The following is a 17,922-nucleotide window of genomic DNA, read 5'->3' on the forward strand; positions in this document are numbered from 1 at the left end:
GGGGAGGCTGCCTTCTGGCCCGGCTAGCGCCAGTTGTGCGGGGCGCGTTTGAGGGTGTAGACCGCCTCAGGGAGGTCGTCCCTGACGCGGATCATCCACCTGGCCAGGTCGGTGGTGAGAGCGGCCCGGACCTCGGCGAGCGCGGGATCGCCGTAGCGGTTGTCCAGCTCGGCGGGGTCGGCGTCCAGGTCGTAGAGCTCGCCGGTGCCGCGCTCGTCCAGCAGCAGCTTCCACCGCTCGCGCCGGAGCATCACCGTCGTGCCGGACTGGGTGACGGTGTTGAGCTCGTCGAACGTGCGGCCCTCGTAAGGGAAGTGCAGCGGGGGCCGCTCGTCGATGCCGTAGGCGACCCCGCCGAACCCGCGCTCGCCGTACCCGCTGGCGAATATCTCCGCCGGATACGGCTCCCCGGTCAGCATGGGCCACAGGCTGCGGCCCTGGACGCCGGCCGGGATCTCGGCGTCGATCGCCTCGCAGATCGTCGGGAACACGTCGGCGAGCGAGACGAAGTCGGCGCCGTTGACCATCGGCCGCACGCCGGGCCCGGCCACCGCGAACGGGATGCGCATCAGGCTCTCCGACATGCCCGCGCCCTTGCGCTGCAGGCCGTAGTCGCCGACGTAGTCGCCGTGGTCGGCGACGAAGAACACCAGCGTGTCGGCGTCCCGGCCGCTCTCCCGCAGATGGTCGAAGAAGCGGCGCAGCTGGTCGTCGATGAGCCGGAGCATCCCGCAGTAGTTGGCGCGGTAGCGCCGCCACTCGGCGTCGTAGCCGGGCCGCTTCTCCTCGATCAGCCGGCTCAGCCAGGTGTACATGCCGCCCTTGCGCTCGGCGCCCTCGGGCCCGACCAGCCGCTCCGGCATCTCCTCCTCGCTGAAGAGGCTGAAGTACGGCTCGGGCACCTGGTACGGGTTGTGCGGCTCCGGGAACGACAACCAGGTGAAGAACGGCCGGTCGCCGGGCGTGCCGTCCATCGCGCCGATCGCGTCGCTGACGATCCGGTGCGGGAACTGGCACTCCAGCGGGAACGGCGACGGCTCATGGCTGACCGAGTGGTCGAGGTCGCCGAGCCACTGTTCGAACTTCGCCTGCTCGGGTGTCGCCCGGTCGGCCGGGCCGCCCACGTGCCAGTACGGCGCCGAGAAGGTGTCGAAGTCCTCGGGCTTGCGGTGGAAGTGCGTCTTGCCCGCCATGTGCAGCGCGTAGCCGGCCTCGCGCAGCACGTCCACCAGGTCGTCGCCGCGCATCACGTGCTGCGCGGCGCTGTTCTGCCGTACCCGGTGCGCGGACGGATACCGGCCGGTGACCAGGCTGACCCGGGCGGGCACGCACAGCGGGGAAGTGGTGTATCCCCGCTCGAACTGGGCGCCGCCCTCCATCAGCCCGTCGAGGAAGGGCATGGTGTCCAGGGGGAAGCCGGTCGCGCGGGTCCAGCCGGCGCGGTGCTGGTCGGTCATGATCAGCACGATGTTCGGACGTTTCATGGGATCAACGCTCCCCGTACATCGGCTTGGTGTAGTCCTCGCGCGGCTTCCAGTTGGGGAAGGCGAAGTCGTCCAGGCTGACCTTCGCGCCCTTGGCCTTGGCGGCGGCGATCGCCCGGTCGCGTTCCTTGGCGCTGTCGCTGGACAACTTGGTCAGCGCGCCGCGGACGTCCGTGACGTCGCCGGTGAGCGCGCCCTGCACGATGTCGCCGACGGTGGGGCGCACCGGCTTGTCCTCGATCAGCACCTGCTGGATGTCCTTGTTGCCGACGATCGGGTCGGGGGAGAGGAAGACGCTCTCCTTGAACCAGCCGACCAGCTGCTTGTACGCGGCGTGCGCCTCGGACCGATCGACCACCGAGATGTCGCGCGGCGGCTGCGACATGGTGTTGGCGATCTGGACCGAGTACTCCTCCGTGGTGAAGTGGTCGCTCAGCAGGGCGTTGGCCGCCGCGGCGTTCCTGGTCTTCGGCGACAACCAGTAGTCGCCGGGCTGCGGCACATGGTAGGTGGCCACGGTGGTGCCCGCGTCGGGCACCAGGATCGGCCCCACACCGAGCTTCTTCCCGAACTCGGGCGTGTCCTGCAACGCCACGCCGGGGCACCACGGCCCGTCGAAGTAGTAGGCCGCCGTCCCGGCGGTCCACCGGGCCCGCGCCACGTCGTCGAGCCAGGAGTTCGCGCCCGGCACCAGCACCTTGTCCCGGCGCAGCGAGACCAGGAACTCGATCGCGTTGAGGTACTCCTCGGAGTGGAAGGCGAACTCGCCGGTCTCGTACAACATGCCCTTGCCGCCGGCGAACCCGGCCGCCTGCGCGATGTCGTGGATCTGCTCGCCCAGCCGGTCCGGCATGCCGATGTTCCAGATCCAGCCGTACGCCGCCCCGCCCGACGCGCTCTGCACCTTCTTGGCCGCGGCACGGAACTCGTCGTAGGTCTTCGGCGGCGCCTGCGGGTCCAGCCCGGCCCGCCCGACCAGTTCGGTGTTGAACCAGTTCGCGGCCACGTACACCTGATGGCTGAAGATCGGGAAGGCGTAGGTCTTGCCGTCGAAGACGTGCAGGCCCTCGATGAGCGAGTCCTCCACCCGGGCCTTGGCCGCGTCGCTGAGCGTCAGCGGCTGGGCCCACCCGGAGGCGACGAGCGCCGCGGCGGGCATGTTGAGCCCGCCGTTGGAGCGGATGTCCGGCAACTGGTCGCTCTGCTTGGCCAGTTGCAGCGCCTGTCCCAGCTTCGCCGGGTTGTAGTACGTGTACTGAACCGGGACCCCGCCGGGGCTCTTGGCGTACTTGGCGAAGATGTCCGCCTTCGCCTTCTGGAGCTGGTTCTGGTGGTCCCACCAGGTCAGCGACTTGCCGCCGGCGCCGCCCCCGCCTGCGCCGCCTCCGCCGCACGCGCTGGTCGCCGCCGCGGCGGCCAGCGCGCCCGCCGCGCCGAGGAATCCTCGCCGAGTCATCGCGGTCATCGGTCCTGCCTCTCACCCCCGCGGCCATGAAGGGCTTGTAAATGAATGTTGCCGCGTGGCAAATTCATTCTTGCCACGTGGCATGCCGCGCGGCAAGACTTCACTACGAAGTCGTGTCATCGACTCCCGATTGGAGGGTGAGACCACTGTGGTGACACAGCGTGACGTGGCGCGGCGAGCGGGAGTTTCGGTGCGCACCGTCTCGAACGTCGTGAACAACTTCGCCTACGTGTCGGAGGAGACCCGCGCCCAGGTGCAGCAGGCCCTGGACGAGCTCGACTACCGGCCCAACCTCGCGGCGCGCAGCCTGAACCGGGGGCGCTCCAACCTGCTGGCCCTGGTGTTGCCGCTGGACGTGCCGTACTTCACCGAACTCGCCGCCCACGTGGTGGATCAGGCCGAGGAGCGCGGCTACACGGTGCTCATCGACCGTACCGAGGGGGTGGCGGAACGGGAGCGGCAGATCCTGATGCGGCGCGACCGGTCGGCGTTGTTTGACGGGTTCATCTTCAGCCCGCTCGGCCTGCCCGAGGACGAGCTGCGCCGCTGGGTGGGCGACTGCCCGGCGGTGATGCTGGGTGAGATGCGGGTGGACGGCGTGGATCACGTCGCCATCGACGACACCGCCGCGGCGCGGGCCGCCACGGAGCACCTGATCTCGCTGGGCAGGACCCGGATCGCCGCCATGGGCGTGCCCCATGTGAAGCGGCAGCAGCCCGGCCGGCCGGCCAGGGCGACCGCGGCGCACCGCTCGGCCGGGTATGAGCAGGCGCTGGCCGAGGCGGGCCTGCCCGTCCGGCCCGAGTACGCCGCGACGGTCCAGCGCTACCAGCGCGAGGACGGCCGGCGCGCGATGGAGGCCCTGCTCGACCTGCCCGAGCCGCCGGACGCGGTCTTCTGCTACAACGACCTGCTCGCGATCGGGGCCGTACGGGCCGTGTTGTCCCGGGGGCTCCGGGTGCCGCAGGACGTCGCCATCGTCGGGTTCGACGGCATCGAGGAGGGCCGCTTCGTCACCCCGCCGCTGACCACCGTCGCGCCCGACAAGGAGAGGATCGCCGAGCTGGCCGTGACCCGGCTGCTGGCGCGTATCGAGGGCGATCAGGAGCCGGCGGCCGAGCTGGAGGCCCCCTGGCACCTGGTGATCGACGCAAGCACCACGGGAGCGAGCACATGACGGCCCAACCGCGCGGGGCCCGTACCACCGCCTACGTCTGGTTTTTCCTGGCCCCGACCGTGCTGCTGTACGGCGCGTTCACCGTCTACCCGATCCTCGGCAGCTACGCCTACTCCTTCACCGACTGGAACGGCTTCGACGCCAGCCCGACCTTCATCGGCGTGGCCAACTACCAGGAGGTGCTGGCCGACCCGATGTTCTGGAGCTCCTTCCGGCTGACGCTGACCTTCATGGTCGTCGCGGTGCCGATCCAGGTGCTCATCACGCTGCTGCTCGCGATCGTGCTCAACTCGCCGAAGATGCCGCTGCGCAAGCTGTTCCGCACCGCGTTGTTCCTGCCGGTGGTCACCACCACGGCGATCGTCGGCGTGGTCATGCAGTTCGTGTTCGACCCGGCCAGCGGCCCGGTGAACCTGGCGCTGCGTGAGCTGGGCCTGGCGCCGGACGGCGTGGACTTCCTCGGGCAGTCGGGCACGGCGCTGGGCACCACGATCGGCGTGTACGTGTGGAAGTGGTTCGGCATCACCCTGGTCTACTGGCTGGCCGCGCTGCAGACCGTGCCGGAGGACGTCTACGAGGCGGCCCGCCTCGACGGCGCGGGACCGCTGAACATCCTGCGGCACATCACCGTGCCCCTGCTCAAGCCCTTCCTGGTCATCATCACCCTGCTCTCGATCGAGGCGTCGTTGCAGGTCTTCGACCTCGTGCTGACCATGACCAACGGCGGCCCGTTCTACTCGACCGAGGTGATCGAGGTGTACATCTACCGCTGGGCCTTCGCCGCGACGATCCCCAGACTCGGGTACGCCTCCGCGGCGGCCGTGTTGTTCGGGCTGTTCGTCTTCGTCGTCGGACTGCTGCAACTGCTCGCGGTCCGCGCCACCCGCAAGGCCAGGAGCGCCGCATGAACCTGTCCAAGGCGCTGCGCCGGCTGCCCTGGTGGCTGGCCGCCGCCGCGCTCGCCATCGGCTGCCTGATCTGGATCTACCCGTTCCTGTGGATGGTCGCCGCGTCGCTGAAGACGTCGGCCGAGGTGTTCACCAAGGGGCTCGACCTGCTGCCGGAGGTCCCGCAGTGGGAGAACTACCAGCGTGCCTGGCAGGACGCCGAGTTCGGCAAGTACCTGCTCAACACCGTGATCGTCACCGTGTGCACGGTGGTGATCGTGGTCGTCAGGTGCGCCATGGCGGGCTACGTGCTGGCCCGCCACGAGTTCCGCGGACGCAAGATCATCATGGGCGCGCTGATCGCCACCCTGTTCGTGCCCGCCGGATACACCATCATCCCGCTGGTCGACATCGCCCAGCGGCTCGGCATGCTGAACTCGCTGACCGGCATGATCCTGGCGATGTCGGGCGCCGCGCACGTGGCGGCGATCCTGCTCTACATCGGCTACTTCCGCGGCATCCCCAAGGAGCTGACCGAGAGCGCGCTGCTCGACGGCGCCGGGTTCGGGACCGTGTTCTTCCGCATCATGTTGCCGCTGGCCAAGCCGGTGACCGCGACGGTCACGGTGCTCACCTTCCTGAACACCTGGAACGCGTTCTTCCTGCCGCTCGTCTTCACCTTCTCCCGGCCCGACCTGCGCACCGTGAGCGTCGGCATGCTCGCCTTCGTCGGCGAGAACGCCACCGACTGGTCGGGCATGGCCGCGGCGGCGACGATCTCGCTGCTGCCGGTCGTGGCGCTGTTCATCGTGTTGCAGCGCTACTTCGTCGAGGGCATCGCCGGTGCCGTCAAGTCCTGATCACATCCCTTATCGAGAAAGTGAGCATCGTGCCTGAGATTCCCCGTCCGGAATACCCCCGTCCGCAGTTCGTCCGCGCCGAGTGGCAGTGCCTGAACGGCACCTGGCAGTTCGAGCGGGACGCCGGTGACTCCGGCCTGGAGCGTGGCCTGCTCGACCGGGACCTGACCGGCGAGATCCTCGTGCCGTTCTGCCCCGAGTCCGAGTTGTCCGGCATCGGCGACCCCGACTTCCATCCGGCCGTCTGGTACCGCCGCACCGTGCAAGTGCCGGAGGAGTGGGCCGGCCGGCGGGTGTTGCTGCACTTCCAGGCGGTGGACCACGACGCCACCGTGTGGGTGGACGGCGTCGAGGCCGGCCGCCACCGGGGCGGATTCACTCCGTTCGCCTGCGATCTGACCGGCGCGGCCGACCCCGCGCACACCTACACCGTGGTCGTGCGCGCCAGGGACGCGGGCAGCGGCGCCCAGGCGCGCGGCAAGCAGGCGACCACCTACCGGGGTCACGGCGCGCACTACGGGCGCACCACCGGAATCTGGCAGACGGTGTGGTGCGAGCCCGTGCCCGACGTGCGCCTCGGCCGGCCGAAGATCACGCCGAACGTGGCCGCGTCCGCGTTCCGGGTCACCGTGCCGGTGTCGGCCAACCGCCCCGGGCACCAGGTCCAGGTCACGCTGTCGGACGAGAAGGGCACGATCGTCCAGTCGCTGGCGCGCGCCGACCTCGACCTCGCCGCCGAAGTGTGGCTGCCGCTGCCCCAGGACCGGGTGCGGCTGTGGTCGCCCGAGGACCCGCACCTGTACGACCTGCGCGTCGACCTGTTCGACGGCGACGACTCCTTGATCGACACCGCCGCCAGCTACGCCGGCCTGCGCTCGATCAGCATCGACGGGCAGGCCGTCCTGCTCAACGGCGCGGTGCGCTTCCAGCGGCTCGTCCTGGACCAGGGCTTCTACCCCGACGGCCTGATGACCGCGCCGTCGGACGAGGCGCTGCGCCGCGACATCGAACTGGCCGTGGCGGCGGGCTTCAACGGCGCCCGGCTGCACCAGAAGGTGTTCGAGGAGCGTTACCTGTACCACGCCGACCGGGCGGGCTTCCTGGTCTGGGGCGAGTTCGGCGACTGGGGCGCCAACCTCGGCGGCCCCGCCGGGGACAACCAGCAGCCGACCGCGTCGTTCGTCACCCAGTGGCTGGAGGCGGTCGAGCGGGACTACTCCCACCCGAGCATCGTCGGCTGGTGCCCGCTGAACGAGACCTGGCAGAAGCTGCACGACCGCATCACCGTGCTCGACGACGTCACCTGGGGCATGTACCTGGCCACGAAGGCGGCCGATCCGACCCGCCCGGTGGTGGACGCCTCCGGCTACGCGCACCGGGTGCCCGGCTCCGACGTCTACGACTCGCACAACTACGAGCAGGATCCCGCGAAGTTCGGCGAGCAGATGGCGGGCCTGGCCGACGGCCGGCCGTACGTCAACACCGGTCCAGACGGCGCGCCGTGGTCGGTGCCGTACCAGGGGCAGCCGTACTTCTGCAGCGAGTTCGGCGGCATCTGGTGGAGCCCGGACGCGCGCCCCGGCGAGCCTTCCTGGGGGTACGGCGAGCGGCCCACGAGCGAGGAGGAGCTCCAGGAGCGCTTCGCCGGGCTGGTGGGCGTGCTGCTGAACGATCCCCGGATGTTCGGCTACTGCTACACGCAGCTCACCGACGTCTTCCAGGAGCAGAACGGCATCTACCGCTTCGACCGTACGAGCAAGCTGGACGTCTCGCGGATCCGCGCGGCCCAGCTCCGCCCGGCCGCCATCGAGCAGTCCGCCATCGAGCAGACCGCCATCGAGCAGTCCGCCGAGTAGCGGCAGCCATCACACCCCCCACAGACAGGTGCAGCCGATGTCCCGTCGAAAATTAGCGCTCGTGTTGATCACCGTCCTGGCACTCCTGTGCCCGGCGGTCCCGGTGCACGCCGGGTCGGAAGGGCTCCGGGGCCGGGTGCTCGACGAGGGCAGCGGCGCACCGATCGAGGGCGCCACCGTGCACGCCGCCAGGACCGAGGTGTTCGCCACCACCGCCGGGGACGGCACCTTCACCCTGGCCGGCGTGCCGGACAGCAGCGCCCTCGTGGTCGCGGCCAAGGAGGGATACGCCTTCTCCGCCGCGACCACCGGGGACGCGGTCACGCTCAAGCTGAAGCGGGACACCGCTCCGGCCAGGACGGAGTACCCGCGCCCCGACGCGGATCGGCGGCCGTTCACCGGCGACGCCTGGATGTCGCTGAACGGCACCTGGTCGTTCGACTTCGATCCCGGCGACGTCGGTGAGCGGGAGCGGTGGTTCGATCCCGGCCGCACGTTCGGCAAGGCGATCCGGGTGCCGTACGGCTACCAGTCGCTCGCCGCGTGGGGCGAGGAGGAGCTGGCGACCAAGGAGGTCTTCCGCAGCGCCTTCGCCGCCTACCGGGGAACGGTCTGGTACCGGCGCTCCTTCACCGTGCCCAAGGGTTTCCCGCACCAGCAGGTGAGGTTGCGGATCGGGGCCGCCGACTGGGGTGCGGCGGTCTGGCTCGACGGCGAGCCGGTGCTGCCCTACTCCGGTGACGGCTACACCGAGATCAGTGCGGGGCTGGGCGCGCTGAACCCTGGCTCCACCCACACGCTGACGATCCGCGTGGTTGCGCCGCCGACGACGCCCGACTCGCCGTACCCGCAGGGCAAGCAGACGGGGGAGCCCGCCGGCGCGAAGACCGGCTGGTTCAGCGACGTCGGCGGCATCTGGCAGTCGGTGTGGATCGAGCCCTACGCCGGCGCGCGGCTCACCGAGACGCGGGTGACGCCCGAACTGACCTTCGAGGGCGACTCGCGCACCCCGTCCACGGCCGCCGCGAAGATCGACGTCGCGGCCGACGGCGGCGACAGCGCCACCGTACGGGTGAAGGACCCGCGCGGAAAGATCGTCGGGACCGCCACCGTCCCCCTGACCGACGGCCGGGGCACGGCGCGCATCCCGATCGAACGCCCGCGCCTGTGGGAGCCGGACGACCCCGCGCTCTACACCGCCGACTTCCTGCTGGGCGACGACGACGGCCTGCGGACCACCTTCGGGCTGCGCACGATCGAACGCAAATGGGCTCCGGGACACACCGGCGAATACCAATACATCCACCTCAACAACCGGCCGATCTACGTACGAGGCGTCCTCGACCAGGGCTACAACCCATGGGGCCTGTACACCTACACCGGCCTCACCGCCGGCCCCGACCTGCGCACCGGAACCGAGGCCGAGCCGGGCCGCGGGTCGATCCTGCTCGACCTGAAGAACGCCAAGAAGCTCGGCTTCAACGTGATCCGCAACCATCTCAAGGTCAACGAGCCCGCCTACTACCACTGGGCGGACAAGCTCGGGCTGATGATCTGGTACGACCTGCCCAACGCGGGCTGGCACTCCCTGGGCCCCGAGGCGGAACGGCTCTTCGAGGGCCTGCTGCGCAACACGCTCCGGCGCGATCACAACCACCCGTCGGTCGTGATCTGGACGATCTTCAACGAGTCCTGGGGCATCAACAAGGAACCGTGGCAGCAGCCCATCCCGGCCGAAGCCTTCCCGTACGTGCGCAGGATGGTGCAGGTCGCGCGCGACCTCGACCCGGGCCGGCTGATCGTCGACAACTCCGCCTGCTGCCAGAACGGCCACCTCGGCGACCAGACCGACCTCAACGACTTCCACTGGTACCTGGCCACCTACGACGAGTGGAAGAACCTCCTGGACGGCTTCGACGCCCAGGTCAAGCCGGGTTCCACGTGGAACTTCAACGACGGCGCGCAGAGCGGGCAGCCCTGGCTCAACTCCGAGTTCGCCATCAGGTCCGGCCAGTTCCCGCACACGGCGAGCCTGTTCCGCGCCTATCCCAAGCTGAACGGCTACGTCGGCGTGCAACTGGCCGAGACCGAGCAGGAGGTGCACAGCCCGATCACCTTCGACCGGCAGCCGAACCGGCCGGAGTTCGTGGACCACGACGGCGAGCCGCGCGGCATCGAGATGTTCCAGCGCGACGACGCGCTCTCCCTGATGGGCAGGTCGGCGCGGACCGTCGGGCGCGGCGGCACGATAGAGGTCCCGGTCAAGGTCAGCCACTTCTCCGACCACGACCTCTCCCGGGCCAGGCTCCGGTGGAAGATCGGCGGGTACGACGACGGGGGCCGCTGGGTCCCCGACGCCGGCGGGAGCGGCTCGCGGCCGGTCACCCCGGCGCGGTACGGCGTCACCGACGCCGGCACCGTGTCCGTCACCGCCCCCGCCAAGCTGCGCGCCGGACATTTGTGGATCTGGCTCGAAGCCGGCGGCAAGACCGTCGCCGAGAACTACCTCACCTTCGACACCCCCGTCCAGGACGGCGGCTTCTCACCCGGCGACGTCACCGCGCAGGAGTGGACCGGCGGGGCCCAGGCGCACACCACCGGCGGCTCCGACTGGGTCACCGGACGCGGCCGGGGCTACTTCGAGTACGAGGTCAAGGCGCCGGTTCACGGGGGCCCGGCGACCCTGGTCGCGGAGGTCGCCTCCGCCCAGGCCCGAGGCTGGTACGACCCCAACAACGTGACCACCGCCCGCCGCTTCCCCACCCGCCTGACCGTCTCCGTCAACGGCGCTCCGCTGCCGGCGATCGAACTGCCCGACGACCCCCACGGCCCGACGGCGCTGGCCGGCCGGTCACGCGGTTCCCTCGCGGGTGACTTCGGCAACCGTTACGGCTACCGCGTCGCCATCCCGATCACCGCACGGCAACTCGGCGACACCGGCACCGTCAAGTTGCGCTTCGCCTCCGACGGCGGCGGCCTGTCGATCTTCGGCGTCCGCTCCGGCCGCCACGGCGCGGCGCCGGCGCTGGTCGGCGGCCGTGCCCCGGTGCCCGACGAGCGTCCGCGGTTCCGGGCCGTGGACTCCCGCCTGTCGGTGTACCAGGCGCCTGCCGCGATCACCCCGTCGTCCGGCGCCGGGACGTCGATCGTCTCGGTGGTCAACGACACCGCCAGGACGGTGCGGGACGCACGGGTGCGGTTGTCGGCCCCCGAGGGCTGGACCGCGACCGCCGCCGAGCCTGACGTGATCGGCTCGCTGAAACCCGGTGAGGCCCGGCACGTCGCGTTCACCGTACGGTCGCAGGTGCCGGTGCTGACCGGCCGGACCGCTGACTTCACCGCCACCGCCAGCTGGGGCGGGCGGGCGATCCAGGCGGTCAGCCGATCGACGGTCGGGTTCGCGCCCGACGCCTACCCCGAGGTCGGCGTGGACGACAGCTTCGACACCGACTCCAGCGCCGGTTACACGGTCCACCAGCCTTCGGCGAGCGAGGCGCTGCCGCCACTGGCCTTCGGCGCGGGCAGCCTGCGGGCTCAGGGGCCGGATGCCTTCTACGGGCTGGTCGCCCACGGCTCGGGGCCGAAGAGCTCCCGGGCCGTGGTGATCGTCGATCACGGGCAGTGGACCGGCACGGGGAAGGGGCAGGACGCCCTGTTCAACGGGCTGGTCAAGGACTCGCGCAACTACGTGATGGCCTGGACCGGGGTCAAGGGCGGGCACGGCATCGACGTCGTCCTCGACGGCAAGCTGACCAGCGCCAGGAGCGGCACGGGGATCCTGGAGCCCGGCGACCGCTGGGCGTTCGTGCTCGACGGCAACTCGATCAGCACCTGGGTCGATCGGGGGCGCGGCTGGGGCTGGTCCCAGATCATGACGGGCACCACCCAGGGACGAGTCGACTTCACCCAGCCCGGGGCGCTGGACGGCTGGCACTACGGGGCCGGCCTGCGCGGCAACGCCGGCACCCAGGCGATCACCCGCCTCGAAGCCCGCAGCGACCCCGGCGGAGGCGGGGGTCGGTGAGCATGTGACCGTCGGGGTTAGCGCCGGAGGATTCTGGCGAGTGCGGCGTCGAGGTCCGCGGCGCTCGCCGTAAGGCTGCGCCAGGCGACGAAGCCGTCGGGGCGGACGAGCACGACGCCTGACGGGTCGATGCCGTGTGCGGCCGCCACCTCCCGGCCGACCTGGTGGACGTCCACCTCGTCGCTCTTCCAGCCGGGTTCCGCGGTCAGCAGGACGAAGCGGGAGCCGTACCGGTCGAGGGTGGAGGTGCCGTCGGGAAGTTCGACGTGCGGCGCCCTGGTGCCGGGCTCGCCGTCGAGCAGGCGGGGCAACACCGGCGACGGGTCCGCCGAGCCGCCTTCAGCGGGGTAGCGGTAGCCCATGGCGATCGAGCCGTAGTCGATGATCTCCGGCCCCTCGCCGGGCCCCATCCTGGTGCCGAACCTGGCCAGTGCCTGCCCCATGGTGGCCATTCCGGTCGGGCGGCGCTCGGCGTCGTAGGTGTCCAGGAGGCCGGGGCCGGCCTGGCCCTTGATGACCCAGGCGAGCTTCCACGCCAGGTTGTGCGCGTCCTGGATGCCGGCGTTCGCGCCCAGGCCGCCGGTCGGCGGCCAGACATGGGCGGCGTCGCCGGCCAGGAAGACCCGGCCCTCGCGGTAGCGGCGCGCGATGTGGGCGCCGATGGGGAAGGCGAGCACCTTGTGGTCGGTGCCCGGGATCTGGGGGCGGAGCCGTACCTCGGCGTCGGGCAGGCCGGCGGCGGTCCGCACCATGGCGACGATCCGCTCGTCGTCGTAGTCCTCGATGGACTCCTTGGAGTCGTCGAAGCCGGTGCCGAAGACCCAGCGCCTGCCCTCCATGTCGTGGGCCATGATCATCGTGTAGGGGCGCGGTTGTTGCAGGTAGGCGATGGTGGCCGCGCGTCCGCGTACGGCGGGGGTGAGGTCGGCGTCCACGATCGCGGTGAGCGTGGTGAACATCGGGCCGGGGCCGTCCACCTCGATGCCCAGCCGTTGCCGGATCGGGCTGTGGAAGCCGTCGGCGGCGACCAGGTAGTCGGCCGTCAGGGTCTGCCGCTCTCCGGTCGCCCGATCGACGACCGTCGCGGTGACCCCGTTCTCATCCTGCTCGAAGTCGCGTAGTTCGGTGTTGAAGCGCAGGTCGGCGCCCAGTTCTCGGGCCCGGTCACGGACGATGATCTCCAGCTTGTCCTGGTCGATCGGGCCGAAACCGCACGGGCTCGCGCCGGATCCGTCGTCCTCCTGCGGCTCGTCGGGAGAGGTGTACTCGTCGTCGTTGAGGGTGTCGGCCTGTACGGGGATCCAGGTGAAGTCGCTGCCGGCGTAGGCCGCGCCGAGGATGGCCCGTTCGAGGCCGGCCTGGCGGTAGAGCTCCATCGTGCGCGAGGTCAGGCCGCGGGCTCGCGGATGGATCAGCAGGTCGGGGTGGCGTTCGACGACGGTGCACGGCACGCCGTGGTGGGACAGGAACAGGGCGGTGGACAGGCCGGCGATGCCACCGCCGACGATGAGGACGGACATTTGGGCTCCAGGTCAGGGCTGTTCGGGGGAGAGGCGGTCCGCCTGCCGGTGGAAGTGGGTCCACATGGCCATCCAGTCGGTGGCCGGGTCGGCGATGCGCTCGATGAGCCGGCCGACGAAGGCGGCCTCGGTGTCCAGCAGCGCGATCCGGTACTCCTCCTCCAGCAGGAAGAGGCCCGGCACGTTGTCGGCCGCCGCGAGGTCGATCTGGTGCTGCGAGTCGGCGCGCTGCTCGGCGATGTGTTCGAGCCGGGTCTTGAGCAGGTCGGCGACCTGGTCGGGCGGGAGCGCGGCGATCAGGGACAGGGCCGCCACGAAGTGCGGATATTCGTGCTGGGGCTCGGCGATCAGCTCGTGCAGCCAGTCGCGGAGTTCGGCGCGTCCGGCGTCCGTGAGGCCGTAGACGGTCCGCTCCGGCCGCTGTCCCTCGCGGCTGGTCTCCTGCTCGGCGATGAACCCGGCCTTGGTCAGTTGCTGGACGACCATGTAGAGCGACCCGTGGTTGTACTTGATGCTGCGGGCGTCTCCGTTCTCGCGCAGGGTGCGGCCCAGCTCGTAGGGGTGCATGGGCCGCTGCATCAGGTACGACAGCACCGCCAGCGCGAGCAGGTTGCTCACCTTTCGCTTGCCGGCCATCTCGTTCTCCTCGCTGTCGGTGTTTGTGTGGGTCGGGCGTGGGGGCCAGGCGTGCGGGTCAGGCCGTGCGGGTCGGGTCGTCGACGGTGGGGAAGGTGCCGTCGGCGTGGGCGCGGCGGACGTCGGCCACGTAGTCGCGGGTGAACATGGCCGACAACACCGCGACGCCGCCGCTGTGCACGCGGATCTCCGCGTCGTGGACCTGCCCGGTCAGGTGGATGCGGCGGCCGGTGCCGGCGGCGGGGTTGTGGTGGAAGGTCTGCTTGACCTTGCCACGCCCGGTCCAGGTCAGGTCCTGGTGGTCGATGAGGGCGTCCTCGGGCACCAGCAGCTTGATCATGGCGCGGTCCGCGCGCAGGTCGAGCTCGATATCGCCGTCGGGGATGGACGGGCCGCGCAGGTCGATGACGACCGAGCCGCGCCGGGCGCGGACCTCGAAGTTGCGGGCGGTGGTCCAGGAGCCGAGACGCTTCTGGTCGCTGTGGTCGACGTGGATGCGGGCGGGGGTCTGAAGCTCTGTGGTGTTCATGTCTCTAATATCCACCCCCGATTAGTCAGTGTCAACTATTTGGGGCTGACTATCTGCCATCAGGCGGTTGAGGTGCAGGCCGGGCCAGCGGCGGGGGTCGCCGTTGAGGAACCACTCCTTGGGCACCTGCCACGAGTGCTTCTCCGGCGCGCCCCGGTAGTAGATGTGGTTGAGGCCGTGCTGCCGGTAGACCAGGCCCCCCGCGCTGCGCACCGCCGCGCACAACTCCCCGTCCTCGTGCAGCGGTACGGGCTTGAACCCGCCGAGCGCGTCGAAGGCGGACCGGCTGACCAGGAGCGACGCGCCCGCCAGGATTCCCGCCCCGACCGCCGAGGTCGGCTTCTCCACCTCGATGTTCGCCATGCGCCCCACGGTGAGGTCCAGCTCGGCGAGGTAGACCTGCTCGCCCGAGAAACCGACCAGCTCGGCGCCGGAGAACCGCTGGCTCAGCGACAGGTCCGCGAGATGGTCGGGACCGTAGATGTCGTCGTCGTCCATCTTCGCCAGGAACGTGCCACCCGCGCGTGCCGCGGCCAGATTGAGCACTTCCCCCAGCGCCACACTGGACGGAACGCAGATCACCGCGCACTGCGCCGCGATGTCCGGCGGCACCAGCGAGGCGGGGAAGCCGTGCAGCGCGAGGATGACCTCCACCTCCACGCCGCGTTGCGCGCGGGCCTGGGTGACGGCGCGGGTCACCAGCTCCGGACGTTTGGTGCTCAGCAGGACGCTGACGCGCGGGCGCTCGCCGGGGTGCAGGCGTCCGATCGTGCCATGGTCGCGCAGTACGTGCCGGCGCAGCAGGATGCTGTGCTCCTCGCGGTACAGGTCGTCACGCAGCAGCTCTTCGGTCGGCGTCGTGAGCAGGGCGGCCAGTTCGCCGCCCAGCAGTCCTGGCCATCCGGGGTGCGGTTCGCCGTAAAGGGGCACCCCGGCCGCGCCGAGCCCGGCCACGATGCGGGCGACGACGCGCCGGTCCTGGGCCTCCACCGGGAAGGGGATCCGGATTCCGCGTACGCCGCGCAGGCCGGAGATCTCGCGGTCGGTGACCTCGCCGCTCAGCGGCAGCCTGACCGGCGGCTGCCCGGCGACCACGACGCTGTGCCGGTGGCCGGCGGCGTGCAGGGTGCCGAAGGAAGGGCCGACCCGGCGCAGGAAACCGGTCGGGTTCACCGACCGCTCGTCCACCGGCGGGGTCCGCGCGATCTCGGGCACCTCCGCGACCCCGACCCCGGCCCTCTCCGCTGCCCCGGCCCCTTCCGCGACTGCGGCCCTGCCCGCCGCCCCGGCCTCTTCCGCGACCACGGGCATGGCGCTGTCCGCCGCCCCGGCCCCCTTCGCCGCCACGCTCACGGCCTGTTCGACCAGTTCGGCGCGGGTGCTGAAGCGGTGCCGGGCGGGGTCCTTGATCAGGGTCAGGTTCGGGAAGATGGTGCCGGGGCCGGTCGGACCGGCCACCGGGCCCGATCGCATGGATCGGTGACCGTCGAGCGCCCGGCACACCGCCGTCAGGATCGCTCCCAGCGGGACGTTGTGGCAGAACTCGAACTCCAGCTCCCAGCCACGCCCCGCCGACCGCCCGGCGGTCATCCGCTGCAGGCACTCCCAGACCTTCACGGTCTGGTTGACGCCGTCCTGCGGGCGCAGCGCCATGTTGCGCGACCACAGATCCTCGTCGTTCACCGACGGCAGCGGCGGGCTCTTGTGCTCGGGAACGTGCGCCAGTTCCAGCCGGAACCGGGAGGCCGTGGGCAGCCAGTGCTCGAACACCGTCGCACGCCGCAGATCCGTGACCGTCCGGGCGGCGAACCGCACCTCGGCGACGTCCTCGGCATCGGTGAGGCCGGCCCGCGCCACCTCCGCTACGTCGTGACATTCGCCCGGGGCCGCGAACTCCCCGACGTACCCGTCGTACCCGACATGGATCGTGACCGTCCTGTGCGGACCCATCCTCACCAACCTTCCCGGAGGCCGAACACCTCCGGGAAGGTTGTCACACTGATCGTTTACGTCGGGTCAGCCGCAGGGGTCGGGACGGACGATCGGTGCGAGCTGGCCGTTGATGGCGCCCCCGCTCTCGGTCATCTGGAAGAACTTGTCCAGCGAGGCGAGCGGCTCGTAGGTGTCCCAGGCGAAGAAGAGATAGCCGGACGAGTCCAGGCGGCACATGTCCCGCTGCAGGTCGCGCATCGCGTACGCGGCCTTGGTGATGTCGTTGCCGTAGTGCGGCTTGTACGCGCCGAACTCCCCGACGATGTACGGGTCCTTGCGGTCGCCCATGGCGTGCAGGTCGAGCACGGGCGCGCCGTGATGCTGGTACATGTGCAGGTCGAGCAGATCCACGGCGCCCCAGTAGGACAGCGTGCCCGCCGGCACCGGATACCGGTAGTCGGTGGTGGGGGAGCAGTTGGTGTCACAGTGCACCGCGAAGCCGTCGGGGCCGTTCTTGCCGACCGCCTGGTAGCTGAAGAACCCCATGGCCAGCAGCGCGTCCGGGTCCACGGCGTCGAGGCCGCGCTTGACCCGCAGGCTGTACTCCACCAGGCTCGCGTTCGCCGCCTGCTGCCGTTCGGCCCGCTCCCGCATGTGATAGGTGACGCCGTTGAGCGGCGTGACCGAGCCGGTCATCTTGTTGAACGGCGCCTTGTTCGACTCGAAGAACACCTCGTTGTCGCTCTGGTAGGCCAGGATCGCCGTCCCGTACTGCTGCCCGATCCGCTCCAGCAGCGCCGTCGCGAAGTTGGTCACGTACTCGACCTTCGCGGTGACCCGCCCATGCTCCATGTACGACAGGTTCCGCCCGTCCATGTTGACGGGGTTCGCCCCACCTTCGTCGCCGACGATGCCCCAGTAGTAGGAGTTGGTCGGGAAGCCGTCCAGCGAGGGCACGGTGTAGATGCCGCGCGCGGCGGCGTCCGTCACGAAGGAGGCGAAGGTGTCCATGTACGGCCCGTACGCCTTGTCATGGGTGCCCAGCCCACGGCCCATGCCGTGCTCACCGGTGCCCGTGCCGTGGTCGATGAACACCCGTACCGTGTTGTAGCCGTCGTGCTTCATCTGATCCAGGAAGGCGAGCACCTTCGCCCGGTTGTAGCTGCTCGGCTCGAAGGTCGAGTGATACACCTGACCTGCCGAGTTCTTGGCCAGCCGGGTGTAGTTGGCCCCACGGGAGACGAACGCCTCGCCGGTGGCCTCGTTGTAGAGGCCGTCGGCCCGCGACACGATGCGCGGTAACGGCTTCGCGACGGGCTTCGGCGTGACGGTGGGGGTCGGGAACGGCTCCGCCTGCCCGGCCTGTGCGACCTGCGTAGCCGGCCCGACGGCCAGCACCAGCCCGGCCACCAGCGCGCCGACCGAAGCGCGGAGCATGCGTGACCGTAGTTTCCTTGTTGCCATATCGCCTTCCTGCGTACGTGATCAACGGGGCGCAAAGGCACCAGTGTGACAGCGGACGCATTCAGCACGGCTTCACCGGCTCCGCACG

At 70.4% G+C, this 17,922-nt stretch carries 12 protein-coding genes; 5 read left to right on the forward strand and 7 right to left on the reverse strand.

All coding sequences use genetic code 11. The features are described 5' to 3' along the window. Nucleotides 1-23: 23 nt before the first annotated feature. Both AB0I81_RS25695 and AB0I81_RS25700 read right to left on the reverse strand, forming a co-directional pair. A complete protein-coding gene (locus AB0I81_RS25695) occupies nucleotides 24-1,484 on the reverse strand; it encodes a sulfatase-like hydrolase/transferase (RefSeq protein WP_360661056.1) in 1,461 nt (486 codons plus the stop codon). A 4-nt stretch (nucleotides 1,485-1,488) separates the two neighbouring features. Continuing rightward, nucleotides 1,489-2,949 carry an extracellular solute-binding protein gene (locus AB0I81_RS25700; RefSeq protein WP_360661058.1) on the reverse strand — a complete coding sequence of 487 codons (1,461 nt, stop codon included), beginning with the start codon at nucleotides 2,947-2,949 and terminating at the stop codon, nucleotides 1,489-1,491. A 166-nt stretch (nucleotides 2,950-3,115) separates the two neighbouring features. Here AB0I81_RS25700 and AB0I81_RS25705 point away from each other — a divergent pair, with 166 nt between their 5' ends. The 5 genes from AB0I81_RS25705 to AB0I81_RS25725 all read left to right on the forward strand — a co-directional run bounded on the left by AB0I81_RS25705 (nucleotide 3,116) and on the right by AB0I81_RS25725 (nucleotide 11,753). After that, a complete protein-coding gene (locus AB0I81_RS25705; RefSeq protein WP_360661788.1) occupies nucleotides 3,116-4,126 on the forward strand; it encodes a LacI family DNA-binding transcriptional regulator in 1,011 nt (336 codons plus the stop codon). Continuing rightward, nucleotides 4,123-5,034, forward strand: coding sequence for a sugar ABC transporter permease (locus AB0I81_RS25710; RefSeq protein ID WP_360661061.1), 912 nt, complete (start codon nucleotides 4,123-4,125; stop codon nucleotides 5,032-5,034). The genes AB0I81_RS25705 and AB0I81_RS25710 overlap by 4 nt, the downstream gene beginning before the upstream one ends. Then, nucleotides 5,031-5,873, forward strand: coding sequence for a carbohydrate ABC transporter permease (locus AB0I81_RS25715; protein WP_360661063.1), 843 nt, complete (start codon nucleotides 5,031-5,033; stop codon nucleotides 5,871-5,873). Before AB0I81_RS25710 ends, AB0I81_RS25715 begins: the two co-directional genes overlap by 4 nt. A 29-nt stretch (nucleotides 5,874-5,902) precedes the next feature. Continuing rightward, complete coding sequence (locus AB0I81_RS25720) at nucleotides 5,903-7,729, forward strand: sugar-binding domain-containing protein (protein WP_360661066.1); 1,827 nt, start codon at nucleotides 5,903-5,905, stop codon at nucleotides 7,727-7,729. Between the two features lie 61 nt (nucleotides 7,730-7,790). After that, the gene (locus AB0I81_RS25725; protein ID WP_360661069.1) at nucleotides 7,791-11,753 is read left to right on the forward strand and encodes a sugar-binding domain-containing protein; all 3,963 of its coding nucleotides are present in this window, start codon (nucleotides 7,791-7,793) and stop codon (nucleotides 11,751-11,753) included. 17 nt (nucleotides 11,754-11,770) lie between these two features. Here AB0I81_RS25725 and AB0I81_RS25730 read toward each other — a convergent pair whose 3' ends face one another. The 5 genes from AB0I81_RS25730 to AB0I81_RS25750 all read right to left on the reverse strand — a co-directional run bounded on the left by AB0I81_RS25730 (nucleotide 11,771) and on the right by AB0I81_RS25750 (nucleotide 17,807). Next, nucleotides 11,771-13,273, reverse strand: a complete 1,503-nt coding sequence (locus tag AB0I81_RS25730) for an FAD-dependent oxidoreductase (protein ID WP_360661072.1) — start codon at nucleotides 13,271-13,273, stop codon at nucleotides 11,771-11,773. Nucleotides 13,274-13,285: 12 nt separating this feature from the next. After that, nucleotides 13,286-13,909: a PadR family transcriptional regulator gene (locus AB0I81_RS25735; RefSeq protein ID WP_360661075.1), complete on the reverse strand. Its 624-nt coding sequence runs from the start codon at nucleotides 13,907-13,909 to the stop codon at nucleotides 13,286-13,288. 58 nt (nucleotides 13,910-13,967) lie between these two features. Further along, nucleotides 13,968-14,438, reverse strand: coding sequence for a hypothetical protein (locus tag AB0I81_RS25740; protein WP_360661078.1), 471 nt, complete (start codon nucleotides 14,436-14,438; stop codon nucleotides 13,968-13,970). Nucleotides 14,439-14,459: 21 nt separating this feature from the next. Then, complete coding sequence (locus tag AB0I81_RS25745) at nucleotides 14,460-16,388, reverse strand: hypothetical protein (protein ID WP_360661081.1); 1,929 nt, start codon at nucleotides 16,386-16,388, stop codon at nucleotides 14,460-14,462. A 66-nt stretch (nucleotides 16,389-16,454) separates the two neighbouring features. Further along, nucleotides 16,455-17,807: a hypothetical protein gene (locus AB0I81_RS25750; protein WP_360661084.1), complete on the reverse strand. Its 1,353-nt coding sequence runs from the start codon at nucleotides 17,805-17,807 to the stop codon at nucleotides 16,455-16,457. Nucleotides 17,808-17,922 lie beyond the last annotated feature (115 nt).

It is taken from the genome of Nonomuraea sp. NPDC050404 (genome assembly GCF_040655495.1).
Taxonomy (GTDB): domain Bacteria; phylum Actinomycetota; class Actinomycetes; order Streptosporangiales; family Streptosporangiaceae; genus Nonomuraea.

Bases quoted from the DNA above. Each gene is read 5' to 3' on its own strand.
- AB0I81_RS25715 (WP_360661063.1), top strand. From the start codon at position 5,031: ATGAACCTGTCCAAGGCGCTGCGCCGGCTGCCCTGGTGGCTGGCCGCC.
- AB0I81_RS25710 (WP_360661061.1), top strand. From the start codon at position 4,123: ATGACGGCCCAACCGCGCGGGGCCCGTACCACCGCCTACGTCTGGTTT.
- AB0I81_RS25735 (WP_360661075.1), bottom strand. From the start codon at position 13,909: ATGGCCGGCAAGCGAAAGGTGAGCAACCTGCTCGCGCTGGCGGTGCTG.
- AB0I81_RS25745 (WP_360661081.1), bottom strand. From the start codon at position 16,388: ATGGGTCCGCACAGGACGGTCACGATCCATGTCGGGTACGACGGGTAC.
- AB0I81_RS25695 (WP_360661056.1), bottom strand. From the start codon at position 1,484: ATGAAACGTCCGAACATCGTGCTGATCATGACCGACCAGCACCGCGCC.
- AB0I81_RS25730 (WP_360661072.1), bottom strand. From the start codon at position 13,273: ATGTCCGTCCTCATCGTCGGCGGTGGCATCGCCGGCCTGTCCACCGCC.
- AB0I81_RS25700 (WP_360661058.1), bottom strand. From the start codon at position 2,949: ATGACCGCGATGACTCGGCGAGGATTCCTCGGCGCGGCGGGCGCGCTG.
- AB0I81_RS25740 (WP_360661078.1), bottom strand. From the start codon at position 14,438: ATGAACACCACAGAGCTTCAGACCCCCGCCCGCATCCACGTCGACCAC.
- AB0I81_RS25750 (WP_360661084.1), bottom strand. From the start codon at position 17,807: ATGCTCCGCGCTTCGGTCGGCGCGCTGGTGGCCGGGCTGGTGCTGGCC.